General features: G+C 64.0%; 21 protein-coding genes and 1 tRNA gene. 7 read left to right on the top strand and 15 right to left on the bottom strand.

Annotation, left to right across the window (positions count from 1 at the left end; genetic code table 11):
• Nucleotides 1-283: 283 nt before the first annotated feature.
• From JNE37_RS19895 to JNE37_RS19875, 5 genes are all read right to left on the bottom strand, one after another.
• Complete coding sequence (locus tag JNE37_RS19895; RefSeq protein WP_203064549.1) at nucleotides 284-532, bottom strand: hypothetical protein; 249 nt, start codon at nucleotides 530-532, stop codon at nucleotides 284-286.
• A gap of 319 nt (nucleotides 533-851) precedes the next feature.
• Nucleotides 852-1,091 carry a hypothetical protein gene (locus JNE37_RS19890; RefSeq protein ID WP_152571972.1) on the bottom strand — a complete coding sequence of 80 codons (240 nt, stop codon included), beginning with the start codon at nucleotides 1,089-1,091 and terminating at the stop codon, nucleotides 852-854.
• A gap of 69 nt (nucleotides 1,092-1,160) precedes the next feature.
• Nucleotides 1,161-1,367 carry a cold-shock protein gene (locus JNE37_RS19885; RefSeq protein ID WP_035029279.1) on the bottom strand — a complete coding sequence of 69 codons (207 nt, stop codon included), beginning with the start codon at nucleotides 1,365-1,367 and terminating at the stop codon, nucleotides 1,161-1,163.
• 563 nt (nucleotides 1,368-1,930) lie between these two features.
• On the bottom strand, nucleotides 1,931-2,209 hold the full coding sequence (gene rpsU, locus JNE37_RS19880) for a 30S ribosomal protein S21 (protein WP_203064548.1): 279 nt from the start codon (nucleotides 2,207-2,209) through the stop codon (nucleotides 1,931-1,933).
• A gap of 267 nt (nucleotides 2,210-2,476) precedes the next feature.
• Nucleotides 2,477-2,566, bottom strand: a tRNA-Ser gene (locus JNE37_RS19875).
• Nucleotides 2,567-2,681: 115 nt separating this feature from the next.
• Between JNE37_RS19875 and JNE37_RS19870 the strand changes: the two genes are divergently transcribed.
• The 6 genes from JNE37_RS19870 to JNE37_RS19845 all read left to right on the top strand — a co-directional run bounded on the left by JNE37_RS19870 (nucleotide 2,682) and on the right by JNE37_RS19845 (nucleotide 7,369).
• Nucleotides 2,682-3,350: a 5-oxoprolinase subunit B family protein gene (locus JNE37_RS19870; RefSeq protein ID WP_203064547.1), complete on the top strand. Its 669-nt coding sequence runs from the start codon at nucleotides 2,682-2,684 to the stop codon at nucleotides 3,348-3,350.
• Complete coding sequence (locus JNE37_RS19865; RefSeq protein WP_203064546.1) at nucleotides 3,347-4,246, top strand: 5-oxoprolinase subunit C family protein; 900 nt, start codon at nucleotides 3,347-3,349, stop codon at nucleotides 4,244-4,246. Before JNE37_RS19870 ends, JNE37_RS19865 begins: the two co-directional genes overlap by 4 nt.
• Nucleotides 4,243-4,992 (top strand): 5-oxoprolinase subunit PxpA, encoded by a 750-nt coding sequence (locus JNE37_RS19860; protein WP_203064545.1) that lies wholly within the window; start codon nucleotides 4,243-4,245, stop codon nucleotides 4,990-4,992. Before JNE37_RS19865 ends, JNE37_RS19860 begins: the two co-directional genes overlap by 4 nt.
• A gap of 65 nt (nucleotides 4,993-5,057) precedes the next feature.
• Entirely contained in the window at nucleotides 5,058-5,960 is a 903-nt protein-coding gene (folD, locus tag JNE37_RS19855) for a bifunctional methylenetetrahydrofolate dehydrogenase/methenyltetrahydrofolate cyclohydrolase FolD (protein WP_203064544.1), read from the top strand.
• Nucleotides 5,961-6,030: 70 nt separating this feature from the next.
• Entirely contained in the window at nucleotides 6,031-6,639 is a 609-nt protein-coding gene (locus JNE37_RS19850) for a hypothetical protein (RefSeq protein ID WP_152571973.1), read from the top strand.
• A 106-nt stretch (nucleotides 6,640-6,745) separates the two neighbouring features.
• A complete protein-coding gene (locus JNE37_RS19845; RefSeq protein WP_203064543.1) occupies nucleotides 6,746-7,369 on the top strand; it encodes a hypothetical protein in 624 nt (207 codons plus the stop codon).
• A gap of 234 nt (nucleotides 7,370-7,603) precedes the next feature.
• Here JNE37_RS19845 and JNE37_RS19840 read toward each other — a convergent pair whose 3' ends face one another.
• The 6 genes from JNE37_RS19840 to JNE37_RS19815 all read right to left on the bottom strand — a co-directional run bounded on the left by JNE37_RS19840 (nucleotide 7,604) and on the right by JNE37_RS19815 (nucleotide 16,803).
• Nucleotides 7,604-7,963 (bottom strand): hypothetical protein, encoded by a 360-nt coding sequence (locus JNE37_RS19840; protein ID WP_203064542.1) that lies wholly within the window; start codon nucleotides 7,961-7,963, stop codon nucleotides 7,604-7,606.
• A 2-nt stretch (nucleotides 7,964-7,965) separates the two neighbouring features.
• A complete protein-coding gene (gene metH / locus JNE37_RS19835; RefSeq protein ID WP_203064541.1) occupies nucleotides 7,966-11,721 on the bottom strand; it encodes a methionine synthase in 3,756 nt (1,251 codons plus the stop codon).
• A gap of 142 nt (nucleotides 11,722-11,863) precedes the next feature.
• Nucleotides 11,864-12,001, bottom strand: coding sequence for a hypothetical protein (locus JNE37_RS19830; protein WP_182397259.1), 138 nt, complete (start codon nucleotides 11,999-12,001; stop codon nucleotides 11,864-11,866).
• 101 nt (nucleotides 12,002-12,102) lie between these two features.
• Nucleotides 12,103-13,920, bottom strand: a complete 1,818-nt coding sequence (locus JNE37_RS19825) for a glycosyltransferase family 2 protein (protein WP_203064540.1) — start codon at nucleotides 13,918-13,920, stop codon at nucleotides 12,103-12,105.
• On the bottom strand, nucleotides 13,892-15,592 hold the full coding sequence (locus tag JNE37_RS19820) for a hypothetical protein (RefSeq protein ID WP_203064539.1): 1,701 nt from the start codon (nucleotides 15,590-15,592) through the stop codon (nucleotides 13,892-13,894). Before JNE37_RS19820 ends, JNE37_RS19825 begins: the two co-directional genes overlap by 29 nt.
• Nucleotides 15,592-16,803, bottom strand: a complete 1,212-nt coding sequence (locus JNE37_RS19815; RefSeq protein ID WP_203064538.1) for an NAD-dependent epimerase/dehydratase family protein — start codon at nucleotides 16,801-16,803, stop codon at nucleotides 15,592-15,594. Before JNE37_RS19815 ends, JNE37_RS19820 begins: the two co-directional genes overlap by 1 nt.
• Nucleotides 16,804-17,219: 416 nt before the next feature.
• Between JNE37_RS19815 and JNE37_RS19810 the strand changes: the two genes are divergently transcribed.
• Nucleotides 17,220-17,720, top strand: a complete 501-nt coding sequence (locus tag JNE37_RS19810) for a GNAT family N-acetyltransferase (protein WP_203064537.1) — start codon at nucleotides 17,220-17,222, stop codon at nucleotides 17,718-17,720.
• Nucleotides 17,721-17,724: 4 nt separating this feature from the next.
• On the opposite strand, the gene JNE37_RS19805 is transcribed toward JNE37_RS19810, so the two are convergent.
• Genes JNE37_RS19805 through JNE37_RS19790 form a run of 4 tightly spaced genes read right to left on the bottom strand, consistent with a single transcriptional unit; the run spans nucleotide 17,725 to nucleotide 22,568 of the window.
• Complete coding sequence (locus JNE37_RS19805) at nucleotides 17,725-18,291, bottom strand: peroxidase-related enzyme (RefSeq protein ID WP_203064536.1); 567 nt, start codon at nucleotides 18,289-18,291, stop codon at nucleotides 17,725-17,727.
• Entirely contained in the window at nucleotides 18,288-18,776 is a 489-nt protein-coding gene (locus JNE37_RS19800; protein WP_203064535.1) for a CMD domain-containing protein, read from the bottom strand. Before JNE37_RS19800 ends, JNE37_RS19805 begins: the two co-directional genes overlap by 4 nt.
• Nucleotides 18,773-21,019, bottom strand: a complete 2,247-nt coding sequence (locus JNE37_RS19795; protein WP_203064534.1) for a molybdopterin-dependent oxidoreductase — start codon at nucleotides 21,017-21,019, stop codon at nucleotides 18,773-18,775. Before JNE37_RS19795 ends, JNE37_RS19800 begins: the two co-directional genes overlap by 4 nt.
• Nucleotides 21,020-21,068: 49 nt before the next feature.
• On the bottom strand, nucleotides 21,069-22,568 hold the full coding sequence (locus tag JNE37_RS19790) for an ABC transporter substrate-binding protein (protein ID WP_203064533.1): 1,500 nt from the start codon (nucleotides 22,566-22,568) through the stop codon (nucleotides 21,069-21,071).
• Nucleotides 22,569-22,584 lie beyond the last annotated feature (16 nt).

The following is a 22,584-nucleotide window of genomic DNA, read 5'->3' as shown; positions in this document are numbered from 1 at the left end:
CAATCACTCATGCGAATCTCGCTTTGCTTATGTATTCGACGCGGCCAGCGCTCTATGGAAACGCGCAATCTCACTCGGGCCAAACTCGTGTTGGCCGACGACCAGCATGGCGCCGCGAAGGCTCACAGGCGCGGCTCGCTGGATGGCGAAACGGATGGCATTCGCTGCCGACCGGAACCTTTTCGGTCCCAATGCGAGCGCAGTCGGGCGGTCGCGACCGAGATAGAGCTCGGCTGCCCAATTCCTAGGTTTTCTCATTTTTCTTTTCTTTAGATGCGGGCCTTCAGCAACACGTCCGCGAAAGCGGATACGCGGCTGCCATGTAGAGGCCGATATTGGCCACAGCCCGAAAGGTTTGACGATTGACAACCAGAGTAACGTTGGCCAGCAGCTCTTGCGGCAGCTCTTCTATTGCGAACTGTATGGCTTTGGCGGAGCTGGAAAAGCGTAGATGGCGTAAAAAGCCTCGCCGCACGGCATCCGTCCCAGAATAGAGTTCGGCGGATTTGCCGTAGTCGAAATTATCATTCATCGGCGACCGATGGTTATTCGGTCTACGGGGCGTTGGTCCGTCGGCAACTCATGGACTGCGGCCACCGAGGGCCGCAGATCGCGCTCCCCGACGACCCGCTGCATTTTCGCTGTGTGCGACTGCACACGATATCGGGGCATTTCACCATCGAGAGGCAACGCGCCCACGATGGTCCAGGGCCCGGTTGGATAGTTAGCAATCCGCGCCGCGGGTATGATGTCCACTACCTGACCAGCGATGAGCTTATGATGCATGGTTCCTCCTAAAAGACCGAGGAGACCAAGCCTCTTGCCGATTGTGGGTGGTAATTCTCTTGTTTCTAGCTGCTGCCGAGACCACGTCGGGCAGCTCGCTTGGGAGACTGTCTGGGCGTCTTCGTCTCGGCGGGTTTGTCGGATAGTTCCGTTGCTTCTTTAGCAAGACGCAGCGCGCGCAGCTTTTCGGTCTTCGCGTCTTCTGCGGCTCGTTCGCTAAAATAGTCCTTGAGACCGGGATTATCCGACAGCGTCAGCTTCTGATGCCGCTTGCCGTTCTCGGGGGTGTCTTGGCGCCAATCCATCGGCAAAACGCATCCTCCTTTGTGGCACTCGGCAGCTGACGCCGCCGAACGCCTGGGGCATTGTGGATGCTAGCGCGCCTGAAGGTTCGTCGCCGATACCTTGCCGTCTCGACCACTTTCGAGGTCGTAGGAAACCTTCTGGCCCTCGGCCAGGGTCGTCAGACCGGCGCGCTCCACGGCGCTGATATGGACAAAGGCGTCTTTGCTGCCATCGTCCGGGGAAATGAAGCCGAAGCCCTTAGTCGTATTGAAGAACTTCACGGTGCCGTTCGTCATGTCATAGCTTTCTCTGGCTCCGCATGCGCGCATGCAGAGACGTTACCTCTCCGCAACATGCGAAGAAGTTTTAGCGTTCGCAAAATCAGGGTTAGCCAAAACCGGCGAGCCGGGTGTCAGATAGCCAATGAGGCTGAAAACGTAGAAATATTATGGCCGAAAAATACGCCCGTAACAAGGCAGTATTATTTTCGATCCATTTGGTATGTGCCAAAGCGGACTTATGCCACTGCCTCAACGCCGCAACGACAGGCGGATAACCGTGCTTGAAATCATCCGCCTATCTGCTGTGACCTCGTCAGTGAAGAGGTCGCCGTTGGTTACGGACGGCCACCCTTGCTGGCAGCCTTCTTCACCTTGACCTTGGTTTCCCTATAGAGGTTACCGCCGCCGCTCATGTGCTTGAGGCGTCCGGCTTGCCGGTCTTTTTTGGGCATATCAATTCTCCAGGTAAAAAAGGGCCCGGAGCGCGAACCTCTCCGAGCCCTGGAAACCTTCGATGGCTGCGTCCTATCTGGAGGCAGTAAGCGCACCGTAACGGTTGGGATGCTCGAAGTCGTGAACTAAATTTCCGCGAGGGGCTGGGGCCGCGCCTGCGGGCGACGAGATTGAGCCTGCGCGGGGCGCTTGGGTGCAGCGATCAGCCCTTCGCGGATCATCTGTTTACGCACGTTCTTGCGGGCGCGCCGCACGGCCTCGGCCTTCTCCCTCGTTCGCGCTTCGGACGGCTTCTCGTAATATTTCCGGCGCTTCATTTCCCGGAACACGCCTTCTCGTTGGAGGCGCTTCTTCAAAACACGGAGGGCTTGATCGACGTTGTTGTCGCGTACCAGAACCTGCAAAAACTATCCTAACTCGTTGCTCGCCTCACCCACCTCGGGCAGACGGTAGCCGCCTAGTGGCCGCTCAAGGAGATAGTATCAGACTTCGGCCTTTCAACCTAATCCGACCGCGCGGCAGCGCCGCATTTACCAAACTATCGGCTCATGCGCGCCCGAGAGACGACGTGGCCGACGAAATGCCATTGGTGATGCAGGGAAGGGCGGGCGGAAGCTCGGCCGCTAGAATGGACTGGCCGCCGACCGTCAGAAAGGGAAAGCTGTCCACGATGGCGGGTGGGGAGGGATTCGAACCCCCGGAACGCTTTCACGTTCGCCGGTTTTCAAGACCGGAGCAATCAACCACTCTGCCACCCACCCAGTAGAGAGGCGTTTAGCCGACGTGGCCACCTCTGTCCATATCCGTGCTAGGAGAAGCATGGGGCGCCGTGGGGGCGACTCATCTCTTCTTGCCAGACCGATGCGAGGATCAGCCATGGATGCGCCTCTGCCCTTGCCCATGCTCATGCCTTTGGGTGATCGAGCCTTCCTCATCCGCTTCGGCACGTCCCTTAGTGAAGCAGCCAATCGCGCCGCGATCACCTTCGCGCGCCGGCTCGATTTGCGAACGCCCGAGGGTGTCGAGGAAATCGATCCGAATCTGGTGTCCGTCCTCGTCCGCTACGATCCCGCCCGCGTCGTCCCGGAAAAGCTGGCCGGCGAACTGCGCCTGCTGCTGTCCGGTACGGACGATGCCCAATCCTCGACTCCGCGCCAGCATCGTATCGAAGTTCATTTCGGCGGCGAGGACGGCCCCGATCTGGATAGTGTCGCGCAGGTCCTCAACCTGACGCCCGCCGAATTCGTCGCCGCACACAATGCCAGCGTGCTTCGCGTCCTGACCACGGGCTTCGCCCCCGGCTTCGTCTATTGCGGCTTCCACCCGGAAGCCCTGCACCTCCCGAGGCGCGCCGAAATCCATACGCGCGTACCGCCGGGCTCGGTGCTCTTCGCTGCCGGGCAGACCGCGATCACCGCCACACCCATACCCACGGGCTGGCACGTCATAGGCCGCACCGACTTCGCCAATTTCGTCCCCGATCGGGACCCGCCGACGCGCCTGCGCGAAGGCGATGAAATCTCCTTCGTGAGGGCCGGATCGTGAGCGGTTTCCTGAAAATCCTCCGCGCCGGCCCTTTGGTCACCATCCAGGACATGGGCCGCATCGGCAACCTGCGCTACGGCATAGCCGCCTCCGGCCCCATGGTCCGCAGCGCCTTCCGCGCCGCCGGCGCGATGCTCGAACGGGCAGGGGAAGCCGGCATCGAATTCACGCCCACCGGGATCGAATTCTCCGTCGACACAACCACTTCCGCCGGTTTCTGCGGTGGCGACTTCAAGTTGATCGTCAACGGCAAGCCCGCCCTCTGGAACGCCGCCTACGCCCTTGCCCCTGGCGATCGCATCAGCATCGCCCCCGGCAACTGGGGCAATTACGGCTACGTCCGCTTTGAGCACGAACTCGACGTGCCCCCGCTGCTCGGCTCAAGATCGACCAACAGCACCGTAGGTCTCGGCGGCTTCGACGGCCGTCCCTTGCTGGCCGGCGATCGCATCCCGTTCGGTGCGCCCGGAAGCCCATCGCCGCCCAAAGGCGACATCCTCACCGAGCCACAAAGCCTGCCGATCCGCGTAATATGGGGCCTTCACGCCGATCTCTTCCCCACCGCCATGCGCCGCGCCTTCCTTGAAGCCACCTTCCGCGTCTCCAAACGCCTCGACCGCATGGGCGTCCGCCTCGACGGCGGCGATTTCTTCCGCGAAGCCCGCATCCTCTCGCTGGTCTCCGACGCCGTCGTGCCCGGCGATATCCAGATTCTCGGCGATGGCACGCCCATCGTGCTCATGCGCGACCATCAGCCCACTGGCGGCTATCCGCGAATTGCGACAGTGATTTCCGCCGACATGGACAGGTTCGCGCAATTGCGGCCCGGCACGCCGGTCAAGTTCGAGCCGGTTACCCTGGCCCATGCGCTGGCAGCGGAGGGGGGAAACCGGTGAGCGTGATCGACCTCAACGCCGATCTCGGCGAAGGGATGGAAACCGACGACGAACTGCTTGAAATTGTCTCCAGCGCCTCGATCGCCTGTGGCGGCCACGCCGGCGATGCTCCCACCATCCGCCGCATCCTCACCATCTGCAAGGAACGCGGCGTGCGCGCCGGCGCCCATCCCGGCTATGCCGACAAGGTACATTTCGGCCGCTTCCGCCTGGTGATTCCCCTCAGCCAGCTCCTCGCCCAGGTCCGCTCCCAGCTCTTTCTCATCCGCTGGATCGCCGACGAGCTCGGCGTCACCCTCGAATACGTCAAGCTCCACGGCGCTCTAGCCAACCAGACAGCCGAAGAACTCGCCTTCGCGGTAGCCGTCTTCGGCACAATCCAGGGCATGGATCCCTCGCTCGCCATCCTCGCTCTCGACAACAGCCAGCAGGTCCGCGCCGCCCGTGCCGTCGGCGTGCCGCTCATCCTCGAAGCCTATGCCGACCGCGCCTACACGCCCGAAGGCCTGCTGCTGCCGCGGTCGCAGGAAGGCGCCGTGATCCACGATGCCGACGCCGTCGTCGAGCGCTGCCTGCGCCTTGCCCGCGATGGAGAAATCGTCGCCGTAGATGGCTCGATCCTCAAGTCCGAGGCGCGCTCCATCTGCCTCCACGGCGACACGCCGGGGGCCGTCGAACTCGCCCGGCGCGTACGCACCGCGCTCGAGAATGCAGATATGACCGTAGCGCCGGTCCGCCCCGCCTGAAGGGCCGGTTGCGCTGGCCCGCGATCTGCTCCATAGGGAAGCGCAACGAACCGGGGAGCGATGCGATGACGGCAAAACTCATAGACGGGAAGGCCTTTGCCGAGGGTCTGCGCGCGCGCGTGGCCGAGCATGTGTCGCGACTCAAGCGCGACCACGGCATCACGCCCGGGCTCGCCGTCGTCATCGTCGGCAACGACCCCGCCAGCCAGGTCTACGTGACCAACAAGGCCCGCCAGACCGCCGAGGTCGGCATGGCCTCCTTCAAGTTCGAACTGCCCGAGGATACGCCCGAGGCCGAAGTCCTCGCCCTCGTCAGGTCGCTCAACGAGCGCGACGACGTGCATGGCATCCTCGTCCAGAACCCGCTGCCGCCCCAGATCGACCCGCTCAAGGTCATCGAAACCATCTCGCCCGCCAAGGATGTCGATTGCTTCACGCCCGATAGCGTCGGCCGCGCCGTTATCGGCCTGCCTGGCCCGCGCTCCTGCACGCCCCTGGGCTGCCTCATGCTGCTGCGCGATACGCTCGGCTCGCTCTCGGGCCTCAATGCCGTGATCGTCGGGCGCTCCAACCTCGTGGGCAAGCCCATGGCACAATTGCTCCTGCACGAGAACTGCACCGTAACCGTCGCACATTCGCGCACCAGGGACCTGCCTGCAGTCCTCGCACAGGCCGATATCGTCGTCGCCGCCGTCGGTCGCCCGAAAATGATCAAGGCCGAGTGGCTCAAGCCCGGCGCCACCGTCATCGACGTCGGCATCAATCGCGTGCCCGCGCCGGACAAGGGTGAGGGCAAGACTCGCCTCGTGGGCGACGTCGATTTTGCTGCCGCCAAGGAGGTCGCTGGAGCCATTACCCCGGTGCCGGGCGGCGTCGGCCCGATGACCATTGCGTGCCTTTTGGCCAACACCGTCACGACCGCGTCACTTATCAATCATCTTTTACCGCCAAAGGACCTCACCGCCTGAGATTCAGGGGTTGAGAACCATTGAGTGATAGGCGATTAAGCATTCGGGCTCTTTGCTTTTGAGAGTTGATTTGATTTCCAGACTTCTTGCGGCCGTTAGTGCCGGTTTTCTTGCATTGCTGACCGTTCCGGCCGTCGCCGGTAACTCCGTTGGGTCGATCAACCCACTGGATGACCAGGCTATCTTTGTCTTTGGCGGGCGCTATTACGAGGAAACCTTCTTCACCGGCATGCAGCCCTGGGCCGTCACCTACGAGAACAACTTCGTTCTCGGCGGCGGCTATCAGCAATTCTGGCTCAATCACCCCACCGGCCTGCGCATCGGCGGCGAAGCCGGCGCAGCTCTGCGCATGGGCGATTCGTTCTCGGGCGAAGCCTGGGCCGGCATCGTGGCGCGCTTCGATGGGCTCGTCCTGGGCGACACCGTCCGCATCGCGCCCTCCGTCACCTTCGGCCTCACCGCCGAAACCGCTCCGGTCGGTATCGAGGCCGGCAATCGCGGCGGCGGCGATTCGACGTTGCTGTTTTACATCGGCCCCGAGCTCAACGTGTCCTGGGTCGATCATCCCGAGACCGAAGTGTTCTGGCGGATACATCATCGCTCGGGCGCGTGGGGTACACTGGGCAACATGGCCGACGGCGCCAACGCAAGTTCGTTTGGCGTCCGCTGGAAATTCTAGTAACTAGGAAGTGGGCTTCCGTCCCGCATATATGGCTTCGATTCCGGGGCCTTGGCTGTTCCGTATGGGCTCGGGCGGCACATCCACTGCTTTGATGGAGTGGTGCATGGATTGCAGGTTGAAGACGGCAGGAGCCTTGCTCCTGGCGCTGGCAGGCAGTGTGGCGGCGGCCGGACCCGGCTTCGCGCAGTCGATTCACGACACCGATTCCGCGAGCCTGCAGACGCTTTTCGTCTTCGGCGGCCGTTACTACAGCGAATACATCGAGAACGGCATCAACCCGTTCAAGCCGGCCTACGAGAACAATTACATCGTCGGCGCTGGCTACCAGCGCTTCCTTCCCGGTTCCTGGCATTATTGGCGCCTTGGCCTCGAAGTCGGCCTTGCCGCTCGCCTCGGCGACTCGACCTCAGCCGAAATGTGGGCCGGCGCCGTCGCCCGCTTCGATGGCATCGTGCTCGGGCCTGTCCGGATTTCTCCCGCGCTGACCCTCGGCGTTTCCGCTGAAAGCGGCATGGTGGGTATTGAAGCCGTCCATGCCCAGGAAGTCGGCGGCGGCGATCCGGCGCTGCTCTTCTACATGGCGCCCGAAGTCAACGTGTCCTGGACGGACAATCCAAATCTCGAAGTTTTCTGGCGCCTCCAGCACCGCTCCGGCGCCTGGAACACGCTCGGCAACATGCGCGACGGCGCCAATGCCACGACCGTCGGTCTGCGCTGGAAGTTCTAGGGTCCGTACGCAATTGTACCGGTAGATGAGGTTGCGATGGCCGCCCCACCCACCGGACTTCCCCGGACTTGATCCGGGGCCCATTGCCACCCTCCACTCGAGTGGAGGAATCCGTAGGCCCCGGCTCTGCGGCCGGGGAAGTTCGGTGGTTGTGGCGCGGCAGCGACTTCCGTTGGACTCTGTCGGATGGGGAGATAAGCGCTCTGGGGCGCCGGAACTTATTGAGTACGGACCCTAGGCCAGATGAAAGCTGCGCAGCACCGTATGGTCTCGCAGCCCGGATGCCGGCTGCTTCCCGGGAAGCAACCGCTCTGCAATGGCTTCGCCATCATCCACGCCGCGCGCATCGATGATGACCGCTGAAAACGGCAGCACCATTCCACGCCGCGATCGCTCCAGCAGATCGAACAGCAACACCCGCACATCGCTCCGCGCGGCGCAGGCCACGCACTCGGCCCCAGCCTCATGCTGGTGCAGCGGCCGCTCGACCCGGAGCACCGTCGCCCCGGGAATCGAGGGCAGGGCCTCATCCCCTCCGGCAACGATGGTCACCGGGATGGATTGGGCCCGCCGCTCGAAGGGTGCGCTGGTCATCGCTACTCGGACTTGGGCGTGTAGTTGAGGACCGGGCCGAGCCACCGCTCGACCTCGCGGATCGCCATGCCCTTGCGATTGGAATAATCCTCGACCTGGTCACGCTCCACCTTGGCCACGCCGAAGTAATAGCTTTCCGGATGCGACATGTAGATGCCCGAGACCGACGAGCCGGGCCACATCGCATAGCTCTCCGTCAGCGTCACGCCGATGCGCTGCTTGGCATTGAGCAGGTTGAAGAGCGTCGTCTTCTCCGTGTGGTCAGGCTGGGCCGGATAGCCCGGCGCCGGGCGGATGCCGTCATAGGGCTCGTGTACCAGTTCCTCGCCCGAGAAATTCTCATGGGGCGCATAGCCCCAGAATTCCTTGCGCACGCGCTCATGCAACGCCTCGGCAAAGGCCTCGGCGAAGCGGTCGGCCAGCGCCTTCACCAGGATCGAGGAATAATCGTCGTTGTTCCGCTCGAAGCGTTCGGCGATCGCGTTTTCCTCGAGCCCCGCCGTCACCACGAACCCGCCGACATAATCGGGCTTGCCGCTATCGAGCGGCGCCACGAAGTCGGAGAGCGCCATGTTCGGGCGGCCATCGCGTTTGGTGAGCTGCTGGCGCAGCGTGTAGAACGTCGCCAGCTCCTGCTTGCGGCTCTCGTCGGTGAAGAGGCGAATGTCGTCGCCCACCGCATTGGCCGGCCAGAAGCCGATAACGGCCTTGGGCCGGAACCAGTTCTTCTGCAGCACCTCCTTGAGCATGGCCTGTGCGTCGTCCCACAATTGCCGCGCGGCCGCGCCCTGATCGGGGTCCTCCAGGATCGCCGGGAAGCGGCCCTTGAGCTCCCAGGTCTGGAAGAACGGCGTCCAGTCGATGTACTTGGCCAGCTCGTTGAGGTCGTAGGTCTCGAAAACCCTGGTGCCCAGGAAGCTCGGCTTGGGCGGCGTATAGCCGGCCCAATCGGGGCGGAACGCGTTTTCACGCGCCTTTGCCAGCGGCAGGCGCTGCTTTTCGGCCTCGCTCTGCGCATGACGTGCGGCAACCTTGACGTATTCCTCGCGCACCTGAGTGACATAGTCACCCCGCTGCTCCGGCGAGAGCAGGCTCGAAACCACGCCGACGGCACGGCTCGCATCGTTGACATAGACCGTCTGGCCACGCTCGTAGCGCGGGCTGATCTTGACTGCCGTGTGCACCCGGCTCGTCGTCGCACCGCCGATCAGCAGCGGAATGTCGAACCCTTCGCGCTCCATTTCGGCCGCGACGTGCACCATCTCGTCGAGCGACGGCGTGATGAGCCCGGAAAGCCCGATCACGTCCACATTCTCGGCGCGAGCGGTCTCGAGGATCTTGGCCGTCGGCACCATGACGCCCAGATCGATGATCTCGTAATTGTTGCACGAGAGCACGACGCCCACGATGTTCTTGCCGATATCGTGCACGTCGCCCTTGACGGTCGCCATCAGGATCTTGCCGGCGCTGCGGCGGCCGCCTTCGCCGCCATTGGCGAGCTTTTCAGCCTCCATGTAGGGCAGGAGATGGGCCACGGCCTGCTTCATCACGCGGGCCGACTTCACCACCTGCGGCAGGAACATCTTGCCCGAGCCGAAGAGGTCGCCCACCACATTCATCCCGCTCATCAGCGGGCCCTCGATCACGTCGAGCGGCCGGGCTGCCGCCAGGCGAGCCTCTTCGGTGTCGGCATCGATGAACTCGGTAATGCCATTGACCAGCGCGTGCGAGATACGCTCCTGCACCGGCTTTTGCCGCCAGGTCATGTCCTTCTGGCTGCCTTCGCTCTTGCCGCCGCCGCGGAAGCGTTCGGCCAGTTCGAGCAGGCGGTCGGTCGCATCCTCGCGACGGTTGAAGATCACGTCCTCGATCGCATCGCGCAGTTCCGCGTCGACGGATTCATAGACCACCAGCTGACCCGCGTTGACGATGCCCATGTCCATGCCGGCCTGGATGGCATAGTAGAGGAACACGGCATGCATCGCCTCGCGCACCGGCTCATTGCCGCGGAATGAGAACGACAGGTTCGAGACGCCGCCCGAAATATGGGCATAGGGCAGGGTCTCGCGAATGGTGCGCGTCGCCTCGATGAAGGCGGCGCCATAGCCGTTATGCTCGGCAATACCCGTCGCCACCGCAAAGATATTGGGGTCGAACACGATGTCTTCGGGCGGGAAGCCGACTTCCTCGGTGAGGATCTTGTAGGCCCGCGTACAGATTTCGACCTTGCGCTCATAGGTATCGGCCTGGCCGTCCTCGTCGAACGCCATCACCACCACCGCCGCGCCATAGGCACGCACGAGCTTGGCGTGTTCAATGAACGACTCCACGCCTTCCTTCATCGAGATCGAGTTGACCAGGGCCTTACCCTGCACGCACTTGAGGCCGGCCTCGATCACCGAAAACTTGGAGGAGTCGATCATCAGCGGCACGCGGGCGATGTCCGGTTCCGCCGCGAGCAGGTTGAGGAACTCGACCATCACCTTTTCGGAATCGATGAGGCCTTCGTCCATGTTGATGTCGATCACCTGCGCCCCGTTGGCGACCTGGTCGCGCGCAACTTCGAGCGCGGCGGCATAGTCGCCGGCCGTGATGAGCTTACGGAAGCGGGCAGAGCCGGTGACGTTGGTGCGCTCGCCCACGTTGACGAACGGAATTTCCTTGGTGAGCGTGAAGGGCTCGAGGCCGGCAAGCTTGAGCTGCCGCTCGACCACCGGCACCTTGCGCGGCGGATACTTCGCCACGACCTCGGCAAAGGCGCGGATATGGTCCGGCGTCGTGCCGCAGCAGCCGCCGATGATGTTGACCAGTCCATCGCGCGCAAACGTCTCGATCTGCCGCGCCATGAATTCGGGGCCTTCGTCATAGCCACCGAACTCGTTGGGCAGGCCCGCATTGGGATAGGCGCAGATGAAGGTGTCGGCCACGTCCGAAAGCTCGGCGACGTGCGCCCGCATGGCATTGGCGCCTAGCGCACAGTTGAGGCCGATCGTGAAGGGATTGGCGTGCCGCACCGAATACCAGAACGCCGTAGGCGTCTGGCCGGAAAGCGTACGCCCGGAAAGGTCAGTGATCGTGCCCGAGATCATGATCGGGCGCGTGATGCCGCGCTCCTCGAAGATGCGCTGCGCCGCGAAGATGCCGGCCTTGGTATTGAGCGTATCGGTGATGGTCTCGAAAAGCAGCAGGTCGGCGCCACCATCGATAAGGCCGTTGATCGCCTCGCCATAGGCCGCCACGATCGCGTCGAACGTGATGCCGCGATGGCCCGGATTGTTGACGTCCGTGGACATGGAGGCAGTCTTGTTCGTCGGCCCGAGCGCGCCGGCCACGAACCGGCGGCGGCCATCGCGCTCCTCGGCGATCTTCGCCGCCTCGCGCGCCAGCCGTGCGCCCTCGACGTTCAGCTCATAGGCGAACTCCTGCATGTCGTAGTCGGCCATGACGATCGACGTGCACGAAAACGTATTGCTCTCGACGATGTCGGCGCCTGCCAGGAAATACTGCAGGTGAATGTCGCGGATCGCGTCGGGCAGGGTGAGGTTGAGCAGGTCGTTATTGCCCCGCACGTCCTTGTGCCAGTCCTTGAAGCGCTCGCCGCGATAGCCTTCCTCGTCGAGCTTGAGCCCCTGGATCATCGTCCCCATGGCGCCATCCAGGATCAGGATGCGTTCTGACGCCGCCTGCTTGAGGGCAGCGAGGATTTCCTTCCCGTCGGAAAGATGGGAATCGGCTTGGGGATCGGAATGAGAAGTCATGGCAAACTACCGCTTGGCCGCCGCTTCGGGCGGGCGCGAACAGGGATATAAAGATTTCTTTATATGATTGCCGAAGGCGAGGCAAGCAAGCCCTGCCGAAGTTCGGCCCTGATCGGCAAACGGTTTTTCGGGAAGGGAACCCTTAGCGCAGGAACTGCGCGATGACCGGGCTATGGTTGACGCGCACGCCGTCCAGCGTCGCATTTCCGCTCAGCAGCGCATGCGCTGCGAATGGCGGCAGCATGAACACGAAGAGAAACGCCCAGAGCGGATAGCGCATGAGACCTCACCCCTCCGCGAGCAAACCACAATTGGTCGCTGGCGGACAGATGGAGCCTAGCGGGCGTGGGCAAACCCGCCGCTACCCGATTTGATTGCATTTTATCGATCGCTCTTGCGCGGTGGCGCCGCCGCGATGCTCAGCACGGATTCGAGCGTCAGGTAGGAGCGCAGCAGGCGAAACACGACATATTCCGGCAGCCCGATCAGCGCGCCGACCCGGCCATTGGCCAAGGCCGCGAACGCGCCCATCAGGGCAGGAGCGCCCAGCATCACCGCGAGCACGGCCTGCCCGGTGAGCGTGCCTGTCGGATCGAACGCCAGCAGCAGGTGCAATGCCCCGAACATGGCCAGCGGCACCGTCATCGCCCGCCGAGCCGAATTGAGCAGCATGAACGGCAGCACCACCTTACCGCGCACCGAAAGCTCCCAGCTGTCGAGATACGTCCGGTTGCGCGCCGACACGTGATAGACCGAGCGGAACCAGCGCATGCGCTGCTCGCGCAGGTGTTTATAGGTCTTGGGCACTTCCGAGACATAGACCACCGACGGGTCCGAAACCACGCGATTGCCCAGCTCTCCGATGCGCAGGGACACATCGGTGTCCTCGCCGTTCATGCCCTGCACGAACCCGCCAACATCGCGCACCAGCGCCGTGCGATAGGCCGCGAACATGCCCGGCACGCCGATGGTCCCGTCGAACGCCCCATAGGCCACCTGGTAATAGCCGTGCTTGAGCAGCACTTCGAGCGTGCGCGCCCGGTCGAACGGCCCGTCGCCCGGCGCGATAGGCATGCCCCCGACCACGCCGACATCGGCTCGCGAAAAATGCCGCATCGCCAGCGCGATGGTCTGCGGCTGCACCTGCGTATCGGCATCGATGCGGATCACGAACTCGGTCCCGGTCTCCGCGATGCCGCGATTGAGCGCGATGGCCTTGCCCGGCGTCGGCACGTCGAGCACCCGGCCCGTGAGATGGCTGGCCGCCGCGATCGCTGCTTCGGCCGCTGCAATCGTGCCGTCCGTCGAGGCATTGTTGAGGATGGTGACCGTGAGCTCGCCATCATACTGCGCCGCCGAAGCATCGATGGCCGCAATGGTCCGGGCAATCACATGCTCCTCGTTGTGCGCCGGCACGATCACCGTCACCGGTGGCGCAAAGGCACTCTTCCGGCGGAGCAGCGATTGCAGCGTGCCATCGACATAAAGCACGAAGAACAGCGCCGGCAGGAACAGGAACACGCCCGGCCCCGTGCCGCCGAGCAGCGCCACGTTGCGCAGGTCGAACACCAGCGGCAGCTCCAGCCTGTCGACACCGACGGCCACCGCGATCGAAACGATCACCGCCACGGTCAGCCGCACCAGCGACACCAGCTTGAACCGCCGGCTGAACGGCGCCTCCGCCCGAGCCGGCATGCTGCCGTGGTCGAGCAGTTTCGCCGAGAACACGAAGAAGCCGATGAGGCCCGAGAGGATCTCGATCACGTGCAGCGAATAGACGAAGCCGGTCAGCCGGAACCCGATGATGTTGATGGCATCGAGCGCCCCAACCACCAGCACGTAATAGAGCATCAGCTCAAGGAAGAACCGGATCTTGCCCCAGAGCGTCGAGCCGAACATCGTCGAGAACGCCACATAGAACGAGACGATGAAAATCCGCAGCGGGATCGAATGCGTGCCGATATAGGGCGAGAACACGAAATCCCGGTTGGGAAACGCTTCGACCAGTGCCGGCACCCGGTTGACCGCAAACAGCAGCGCCGTGCTCATGGCGAGGAACACCGCCAGTACGACGGGCGCCCCCCACAAGGGCAGGGGACGCGTCAGGCGCGCGGGCGCACTGTCCACCGACCAGAACTGGTGGCCGGTGGGCGCGCCCGTAATTGCCTCGTTAGTGCCGCTGGACGAGGAAAGCGACATCGCTGCGCTTCATGCCTGCAATGAGGCTGCTGAGGTCCGTCCGGTCGAGATCGTGGATCGCAATCGGATCGAAGCTCCCCGCTTGCGCCGAAAGGATCAGCAGCTTACCCGCGCCGGCCTTGGCCGCGCTATCCGGCGTCAGCAGCGAAACCTTGCGCAACGCATCGGTAAGCGTGCTCTCGGTCACCACAGTCAGGCTCACCGCCGCCTTGTCGTCGCCGAACGCCATCCGCGCCGCTGCCGGCAGGAACTGCGCCAGCATCGCCGAGGCGCGGCTGGATTCGGCCGCGTTGAGCTTGCCTTCCACCACCAGTCCCACCGCAGCCGCGTTGGCGAGTTCGCGGACCATCGGCCCCCAACCCTCGCTCGGCTGCACGCCGGGCGTGAGCGTCGTCGTCGGCAGCAACTGCGCCTGCGCGTCCGGGCCAGCCCGGCAGATGCTCTCGTTGGGCGAGGTGTCGACCAGTTCGATCTGGATGCGATTGGCCAGTCCCTGCTGATCGGCCGGCAGGTCGATGGGCAGGTCTATGCTCTTGGCCTTGCCGTCGATGCGGCGGCTGTCGAGCAGGTTATTGTTGAGCGTGATGCGCAGCACCCAGTCGCGGTTCTCTGCCAATTCGCTCATCTTGATGGCGAGGTTGAGTCGGCCCGGCATCAGCCCGCCCGGCAGGTCGGCCAGCTTGTAGTCGATCGTCCAGCGCTTGGAGCCGCGGAAATTCTTGACGATGGTTTCGCTGCCCAGCGTCGCCGCATCCACCGGCCAATGCGTTGCCAAAGCCGGCGCCTGCCGCTCCGCTGCGCGCAGCGCGATGAGGCGCTCGACGCCAGGCTGCCCGGCAAGCTGGAAGCTCGTATCGCTCAGCCGCGACACCGGCGCCGCTCCGACATTGGCCACGAGCACGCGTGTCCCCATCTGGTCGGCGCTGTCGAGGGTGGAGGCAATGCCCGCGCGCGCCAGCTGCTGGTCCGCCCAGAGCGCCGCCGCCGCATCCGCGGTCGACAGCCCCGGTACAAGGTTCATCGGCCCCGATGCCGCGATCAGCGCCGTCTCGGGATCGTCGATCTTGTCATAGGTCACAAGGCTCAGCGCGCTCTCGGCCAGCAGCGTCACCGCGCTGCCGGAATTGGCGGCATCCGTTGGGCAAATCTGCCCGGAATTGGTATTGCCGCGGCCGATCAGCGTCACGTTCACTTCCTCGCCCAGGAGGTCGGAAGCGTCGAGCGCGATCTTCACCGCGTGGCTCGCCTTGCCGCTGTTGAGCACCACCTGCTCACGGTCGCGGCCATTGACTGCGATCGTCATCCGGCCGTCGCCATGCTCGGCAAGTTCGGACTGGAAGGCGAGGTTGAGTTCGCCGCTCGTGAAGCTCACGCCCGGAGGCACTGCGAAGCGGATCTGCGTCTCGTCCGGGAAACCGGCCAGCCCGATCCAGCTCCGCTGCAGCGGCCGCAGCACCTTGAGCTCGGTAGCCGCCACATCGGTGCTTCCGGTCACGGTCGCGTCCACCGGCGGGTTGTTCCCGCCGGCGACGTTGGTAACTGCCGTGCGCGCCTGGTCCGCAAGGGCGACGACACTTTCACCAAGGTCTCCGCCACGCGAATAGACCATGGCGGTGCCGACGACCGCGAATGCCAGGATCGCAACCAGGGCGAGGCGCAGAAGGTCACGCATCACGCAGCGTCCGCAATCTTCTTCTTGACCACGCCCGGACGGGTGTTCTTCGTCCAGAGCGACTTGGCCGGGATTGCCTCGGCGTCGTAGCGGTCCTTGTAGCGGTCGACGATCTCGAGCGTTTCCGCCAGCAGCGCATCGCGCAGCAGGATCGGCTCAAGGCCCAGCGAACGGAACGTTGCATTCGAAACGCTCAGCGTGTTCTCGACGGCTTCCTTGCGCGGATTGTCGACGAAGGCGACCTCCGCCCCGGTGACTTCGGCCACGAGTTCGGCGAGCCCACGCACCTGGTGCGTTTCCGCCACCTGGTTGAGAATACGCACGCGGTCGCCCCGCGCCGGCGGGTTGGCCACGGCCAGCGACACGCAGCGCACGGTGTCCTGGATATTGATGAAGGCACGCGTCTGCCCGCCCGTGCCATGCACGGTAAGCGGGTGGCCGACCACCGCCTGCATCAGGAAGCGGTTGAGCACAGTGCCGTAGTCGCCGTCATAGTCGAAGCGGTTGATCAGCGCCGGGTCGAGCCGGGTCTGCTCGGTCTGCGTACCCCAGACGATGCCCTGGTGCAGGTCGGTGATCCGCATGCCATCATTGCGTGCATAGAACTGGAACAGCAGCTGGTCGAGCGACTTGGTGAGGTGATAGACGCTGCCCGGCTGTGTCGGGTAGAGGATCGACCGCGGGTAGGTTTTGCCGTCCGGCCCGGCCACGGTCACGTCGAGATAGCCCTCGGGCAGTTCCAGCCCGTCGCCGTCATAGCCATAGACGCCCATCGTCCCGAGATGGACGAGATGCGTGTCGAGGTCGAGCTCGACCAGCGCCGCCAGCAGGTTGTGCGTGCCGTTGATATTGTTGTCGACCGTGTAGCGCTTGTGTCCGGCGTCGCGCATGGAATAGGGCGCCGCGCGCTGCTCGGCGAAATGCACCACGGTCTGCGGCCGCTCGGCGGCCAGCAGGTCGCGCAGCGCGTCATAGTCATGGGCGATGTCGATATTGGCGAAGCCGAGCGTCTTGCCCGTCACGCGTTCCCAGGCGGCGATGCGCTCGGGCATGTCGGCGATCGGCGTGAGGCTCTGCACGCCCAGTTCCCCGTCGATGCGGCGACGCGACAGGTTGTCGACGATAAGCACATCATGACCTTCGCTGGAAAGCTGAAGCGCGGTCGGCCAGCCACAGAATCCGTCACCGCCCAGAACGATAATTTTCGTCATAAAAAATCACTCCAAACAAACACGCGCCGCCAGACGCAAGCTGGAGGCTGCAACTTCACCGGTATTGGATTGGTGGGTGTGACGGGCGCGGCTCCGATGGTTGCCGACGCGCTCCCACCACCCCCTCAATGCGGGGTGAACGGCGCGGACCTAACAACTCCGTTCCGGTCCCCCAAGGGCGCGAAGTCACGTTTTGTTAAGTAATTGGCCTTTTGGGAGCACAAATTTCTGCGAAGGCCAGAAAAGGCATAAGTGGATATGTCTATGCATGTCCAAAGACATAACTAGGTATGCTGCTTGCCAAGCAGACCAGTTGGTAGGCTGCTCAAGGATGCGGATTTCATTCTTCGGGCCGACATCACCCTGTCACCGAAAGCTCTCAAAACGCCCGCAGCTACCGCAGCAGGAGAGCCCTCATGGACAGGCTCGAAACCGCCAGATTGATCCTCCGACGCCCCAAGGCCTCAGACCTTGGTGGCTATGTCCACTACTGCCAGAGCGACCGCTCGGTTTTCGTCGGCGGTCCGTTCGATCGCGTTCGCGCCTTCGAGAAACTCGCCGGCATGATCGGGCACTGGGACCTGCGAGGCTTCGGCCGCTACGTCTTCGCCCTCAAGGCCAATGACCGTCCCATCGGCCATGTTGGTGCCCTGCAGCTCGATGACGCCGCATCGCCCGAACTGAGCTGGACCATCTGGGATAGCGGCGACGAAAAGCACGGCTACGCCTTCGAAGCCGGCCAGGCCTACCTCGCCCACGCGCCGCGCGCTTATGGCTTCCCGTCGCTGCTCGCCCAGGTCGATCGCGAGAACCTGCCGTCCCGCAAGCTCGCCGAACGCCTCGGCGGCATCCTGGCCCCAAACGCAAGGGCGCCCGAATGGGCGCCCAATTCCGTGACCTACGATTTCGTGTTCTAGCCGCTCAGCGCGAGTGCCCGAGTGTGTGCATCAACCGGTTGGCCCAGCCGAATATGGCCGCCGAATGCGCCAGATCGAGTATGTCCGCGTCGTCCAGTCCCTGTTCCCGCAGCGCCGTCACATGTTCGGGCCGGGCCGAGGGCGGGGTGATTGAAAGCGCCTCACAGAAATCGATGATCGCCCGCACCCGCGGACTTTCCGTTTCGTGCAGCCCGAACCGATAGATGCGCTCCACGGTCTCGGTATTGCCCGTCAGTTCGATGAACCGCCGCGCGTGAACCGACGCGCAATAGACGCAGCCATTGATGCACGAGGCAATGAGCGCTCCGAGCTCCCGCTCGGCGCGGTCGAGCCCGCCCTTCACATACATGATGTCGTTGAAGAGCTGCGTGCGCGTCACATACGAGTCGGGGTCGTGCGCCAGCGTGCGCACATAGGGCGAAACCTTGCCGCTCGAAGGCGTGATCTGCATCGCCGCTAATTGCTCGGGCGTCGCATCGGCAATTTCCACCGGCGGCAGGTAGGGGTGCCAGGTCAGGGCCTTGACCTTGAAGTTGCTCATCTCGGTCATGGCGTATCCCTCAACAGGTCGAGAGTGGCAAGGATGCGGACCTCGAAATTGAGGAAGCCGATGAGTTCGGCCAGCGCCACCACTTCGGGCACTGTCAGCCCCTCGGTAACAAGCCGCTCGGTATCGTTGCGCGTGCAGGCCCGCGGCGCCACGGTGATGAAATCGACATGGCGCAATATCGCGCGCAGCCGCCGATCCGCGCCCTGCGGGAAACCACCATCGGCAATGAGCGCAAGCTCCGCATCGTCCCCCGGCATACCGGCGCGATAATGCGCCGCCAGCCGCTCATCGCCGTTGAGCCGCGCCATGCGTGCCGCCAACGCCGACCGAAGCGGCAGACCCAGGCCCACATCGACCTTGGGCTCGATCACCGCCGCGCGGCAATTCTCCGCGCCATCGACGAATTCGGGCCGCCGCGCCCTTATGGCCGCCAGCTCGGATTCCGGGGCCAGCCCGGCAAGGGTATTGAGGACGTCTGCGTTCATGCTGTTTCCCTTGGATCGGCGCGTCGGATGGATACGAGACAGGAATTGGGGGCCGTCGCCTGCGCCAGTGTCGAGGTTGGCCGGATGGCGGTGAGCGTATTGGGATTGCCGCCCCGATCGATCCCGTCGACCGGATCGAACCATCCACCCGTCGGCAGCACCAGCACGCGCTCCATCAGGTGCGGCGCCAGCGCCACGCTGGCCCATATCCGGCCACGCTCGTTGTAGATCTCCGCGACATCGCCTTCCGCAAGCCCAAGCTCACGGGCATCGCCCGGATTGATCTCGACTCTCTCCAACCCGTCGCGCTTCGCACTCTGGCTGGGTCCCGCGCCATGCAACTGGCTATGCAGCCGCGTGCTCGGCTGGGGCGACAGGAGATGAAAGCCGTGCTTCGTCGCCAGCGGGGAGAGCAGGCATTCCTCCGGCTGCATCCAGCTCGGGTGCCCCGGATGATCGGCATAGTCGAAACCCGCAACCGTCTCCGAAAACAGCTCGATAAGGCCGGACCGCGTGCGCAGCGGTCGCGCGGCGGGATCGGTCACAAAGGCCCGGAAGTGATCCGCCGGGGCTGGCGCGGTGGCGTCGATATCGAGCCCGGCATAGCCCTCGACAAAGAACGTCTCCGCCGAGGGTAGCTCGGGATAGCGCGCACGATAGCCATCATAGAGATGCACCACCCACTCGGCCTCCGACCGACCTTCGGAAAAATCCTCTTCAAGCCCCATGACCCGCGCAATGCGCCTCAGGCCATCGTGGTCGGTCAGCACATTGTCCGGCGGCGGCAGCACCTGGCGCGAATAGACCAGCCAATTGTCGCGCGAAGAAGCGGCAATATCGTTCCGCTCGAAGGGCAGGGCGGCGGGCAGTACGATATCGGCGTGCCGCGCCGTCGCCGTCCACACCGAATCCGTGACGATGACCGTCTCCGGATTGCGGAACGCGCGCGCCAGCCGGCCTAGATCCTGATGATGATGGAACGGATTGCCGCCAGCCCACCAGACCAGCCCGATTTTCGGTAACGGCAGGATGCGGCCGTTGTAAGCGATGGTCCGGTGCTCACCCTCGAGCAGTTCGGTGATCCGGGCCACCGGAATATAGTGCCCCACCGGATTGCGCCCCTGCTCGAATGACGGCCCCTTGAGGCGCCGCACCGGCTGGCCCACCGAATTGACGGCCGTGAGTCCGAAGGCAAAGCCGCAACCGCGCTCACCGACATACCCCGCCATCGAAGCCAGTGCGATCGCCGCCCAATAGGGCTGCTCGCCGAACCGGGCCCGCTGCAGCGACCAGCTCAGGTTGATGAGGCTCGGCGTGTCGGCAAGCTCCAGCGCGAGCCCGGTAATCACGGCTTCCGGAACCCCCGAAATCGCCGACGCCCAGGCTGCAGACTTCGGCGCGCCATCGTCTTCCCCAAGCAGATAGCGCGCAAACAGCTCGAAACCCATCGTGCAGCGCGCAAGGAAATCATGGTCTGCCCGTCCGCGCACCAGCAGCGTATGGCAAAGCCCGAGCATCACCGCCGTATCGGTATTGGGCCTGAGGAAATGGTGCTCGGCGCCCTCCGGCGCATCCGCGGCGCTGGGCGAAAACACCACCATCCGCCCGCCATTGCTCACATAGTCCCGCAACGCAGGAGCCGCGCGATGCGAACCCGTGCCTCCGGCCTCCACCTGCGCATTGCTCAGGCGGAACCCGCCGAACCCCACGAGCAGGCGGCACGAAGCGGCGATATCGCTCCACGATGGCGCCGTATCGCACGCATCCTTGTAGTCCGCCCCGAGCACATGCGGCAGCAGCACCCCGGCCGCGCCGTAGCTATAGGTGTTGACCGCCGAAGTGAAACCGCCCGTGAGATTGAGGAAACGCTTCAGCTGGCTCTGCGCATGGTGAAACCGCCCCGCGCTGGCCCAGCCATAAGAACCGCCGAAGACACCCTCGTTGCCCAGCCGGTCCCGCGTGCGCGCCAGCGTATCTGCCACCAGCCTGGCCGCCTGGTCCCAGCCCACCGCAACATAGTCGTCGAACCCGCGCCCCCGTCGTGTCGCCGGATCGGTCGGCGCCTCCAGCCAGCTCCGCCGCACCATCGGCGACAGGATGCGTGAGGGATGCCGCGCCAGGTCGAGATAGGCCATGCCTACCGGCGACGGATCGGGGTCGAGCCGGAACGGACGCAGGCTCGGCTGGCCGGCTGCGTCGTGCTCTACCTCGAATGTACCCAGGTGGCTGGCGAAGAGGTGCATGTTCGTTCCTTGGGCGAGGCGGAATAGCCGCCTCGCCCTGGGTCAAAGCCTACTTGGCCGGATGCATGTCGAAGGCACGTACCCAGTCGTCGCCGCGCGGCGTCCAGGTGATGTCGTTCGCATAGGCATAGGTCGCCGGCTGTGCGTAGAGGAAGATGGCCGGAGCCTGGTCGCACATCACTTCGGTCGCCTTCTTGTAGGCGGCCTGGCGCACGGCCGGGTCGGTGCTGGCGCGGCCTTCGGCCAGCGCAGCGCCGAAATCGGCATTGTCCCAATAGGCGTAGTTATTGCCCGGAGCGAAGAGCGTGAGCAGGCCATCCGCGTCGATCGTCGGCCAGGCCTGGGCCAGCAGCGAAATCGGCGAGAGCTCGTGCGATTGCAGGTACTTGTTCATGTAGACCGAGAATTCGAGCTCGGTGATCTTCACGTTAAGCCCAATGTCCGTGAGCTGGGACGCCACGACCTGCGCCACTTCCGTGCCCTGGAGATAAACGCCCGACGGCACGTCGAACTCGATCGGCTTGCTTAGGTCGACGCCGGCCTCGGCGAGCATCTGCGCCGCCTTGTCCGGATCGTAGGGATAGGCTTTGAGGTCGGGATTGAAGCCAAAGTAGTTCGGCGTCAGCACCTGGCAGAGCGAAGGCTGGGCAAGGCCGTTGAACAGGGCCTTGGAAATGCCTTCCTTGTCGACCGCATAGTTGAGCGCCTGGCGCACCTTGACGTTGTCGAACGGCGGCACGGTGGTGTTGAACTTGATCATCATCGAGCGCGTCGAATCCACCGCACCGGCAGTCGCGTTGCCCGACTGCTTGATCCGGTCGATTTCCGTCACCGGAATGCCGTTGATCATGTCGACATCGCCCGAGAGCAGTGCCGCGATACGGCTGCCCGTCTCCGGGATGATCTGGAAGGTCACCGAGTCGAACTCGGCCTTGTCGCCGAAATAATCCGGGTTGGCGTCGAGCACCACGGATTCGCCCGGCACGATGGTGCGCACCTTGTAGGGACCGCCGGACATCGTCTCGTTGACCGGGTTATGCTCTGCCGCCCATTTCGGGGGCAGCAGCAGGAACATCGAGAGCTGGTCGGCGAAAGCCGGGTAGGGCGCCGACGTCTTCACTTCCAGCTCGGACGGCGAAATCACGTTCACTTCCGAAACCAGGGTGAACCAGCTCGCGATACGCGCCTTGATCGCCGGATCACGCACGCGGTCGAGGTTCCACTTGACCGCTTCGGCGTCGAGCGGCTCGCCATTGGAGAACTTGGCGCCGTCCTGGAGCGTGAAGCGCCAGGTATTGTCGTCCACCAGCGACCATTCCTTGGCGAGGCTGCCATGCAGCTTGAGGTCGGGGCCACGCAGGATCAGGGCCGGGTAGATGTGGCTGAGCACCGACAGATCCGTACCGACCGACGCCGTCATGTGCGGGTCGAACGTGTTCACCGGGTTGGACAGCGCGATGGTGAGGTCCGCGGCCTGCGCCAGGTGCGGTAACGCGAGGCCTGCAAGCATGGTCGAACCGACCAGTATGCCTTTCAAGAACTTGTTCATGTGGTTGTCCCTCCTT

Origin of the sequence: Paradevosia shaoguanensis (assembly GCF_016801025.1) — a bacterium.
In the GTDB taxonomy this organism is placed as follows: Bacteria; Pseudomonadota; Alphaproteobacteria; order Rhizobiales; family Devosiaceae; genus Paradevosia; species Paradevosia shaoguanensis.
The sequence above is the reverse complement of the archived record's forward strand: the minus strand, read 5'-3'. Positions and strand labels throughout refer to the sequence as shown.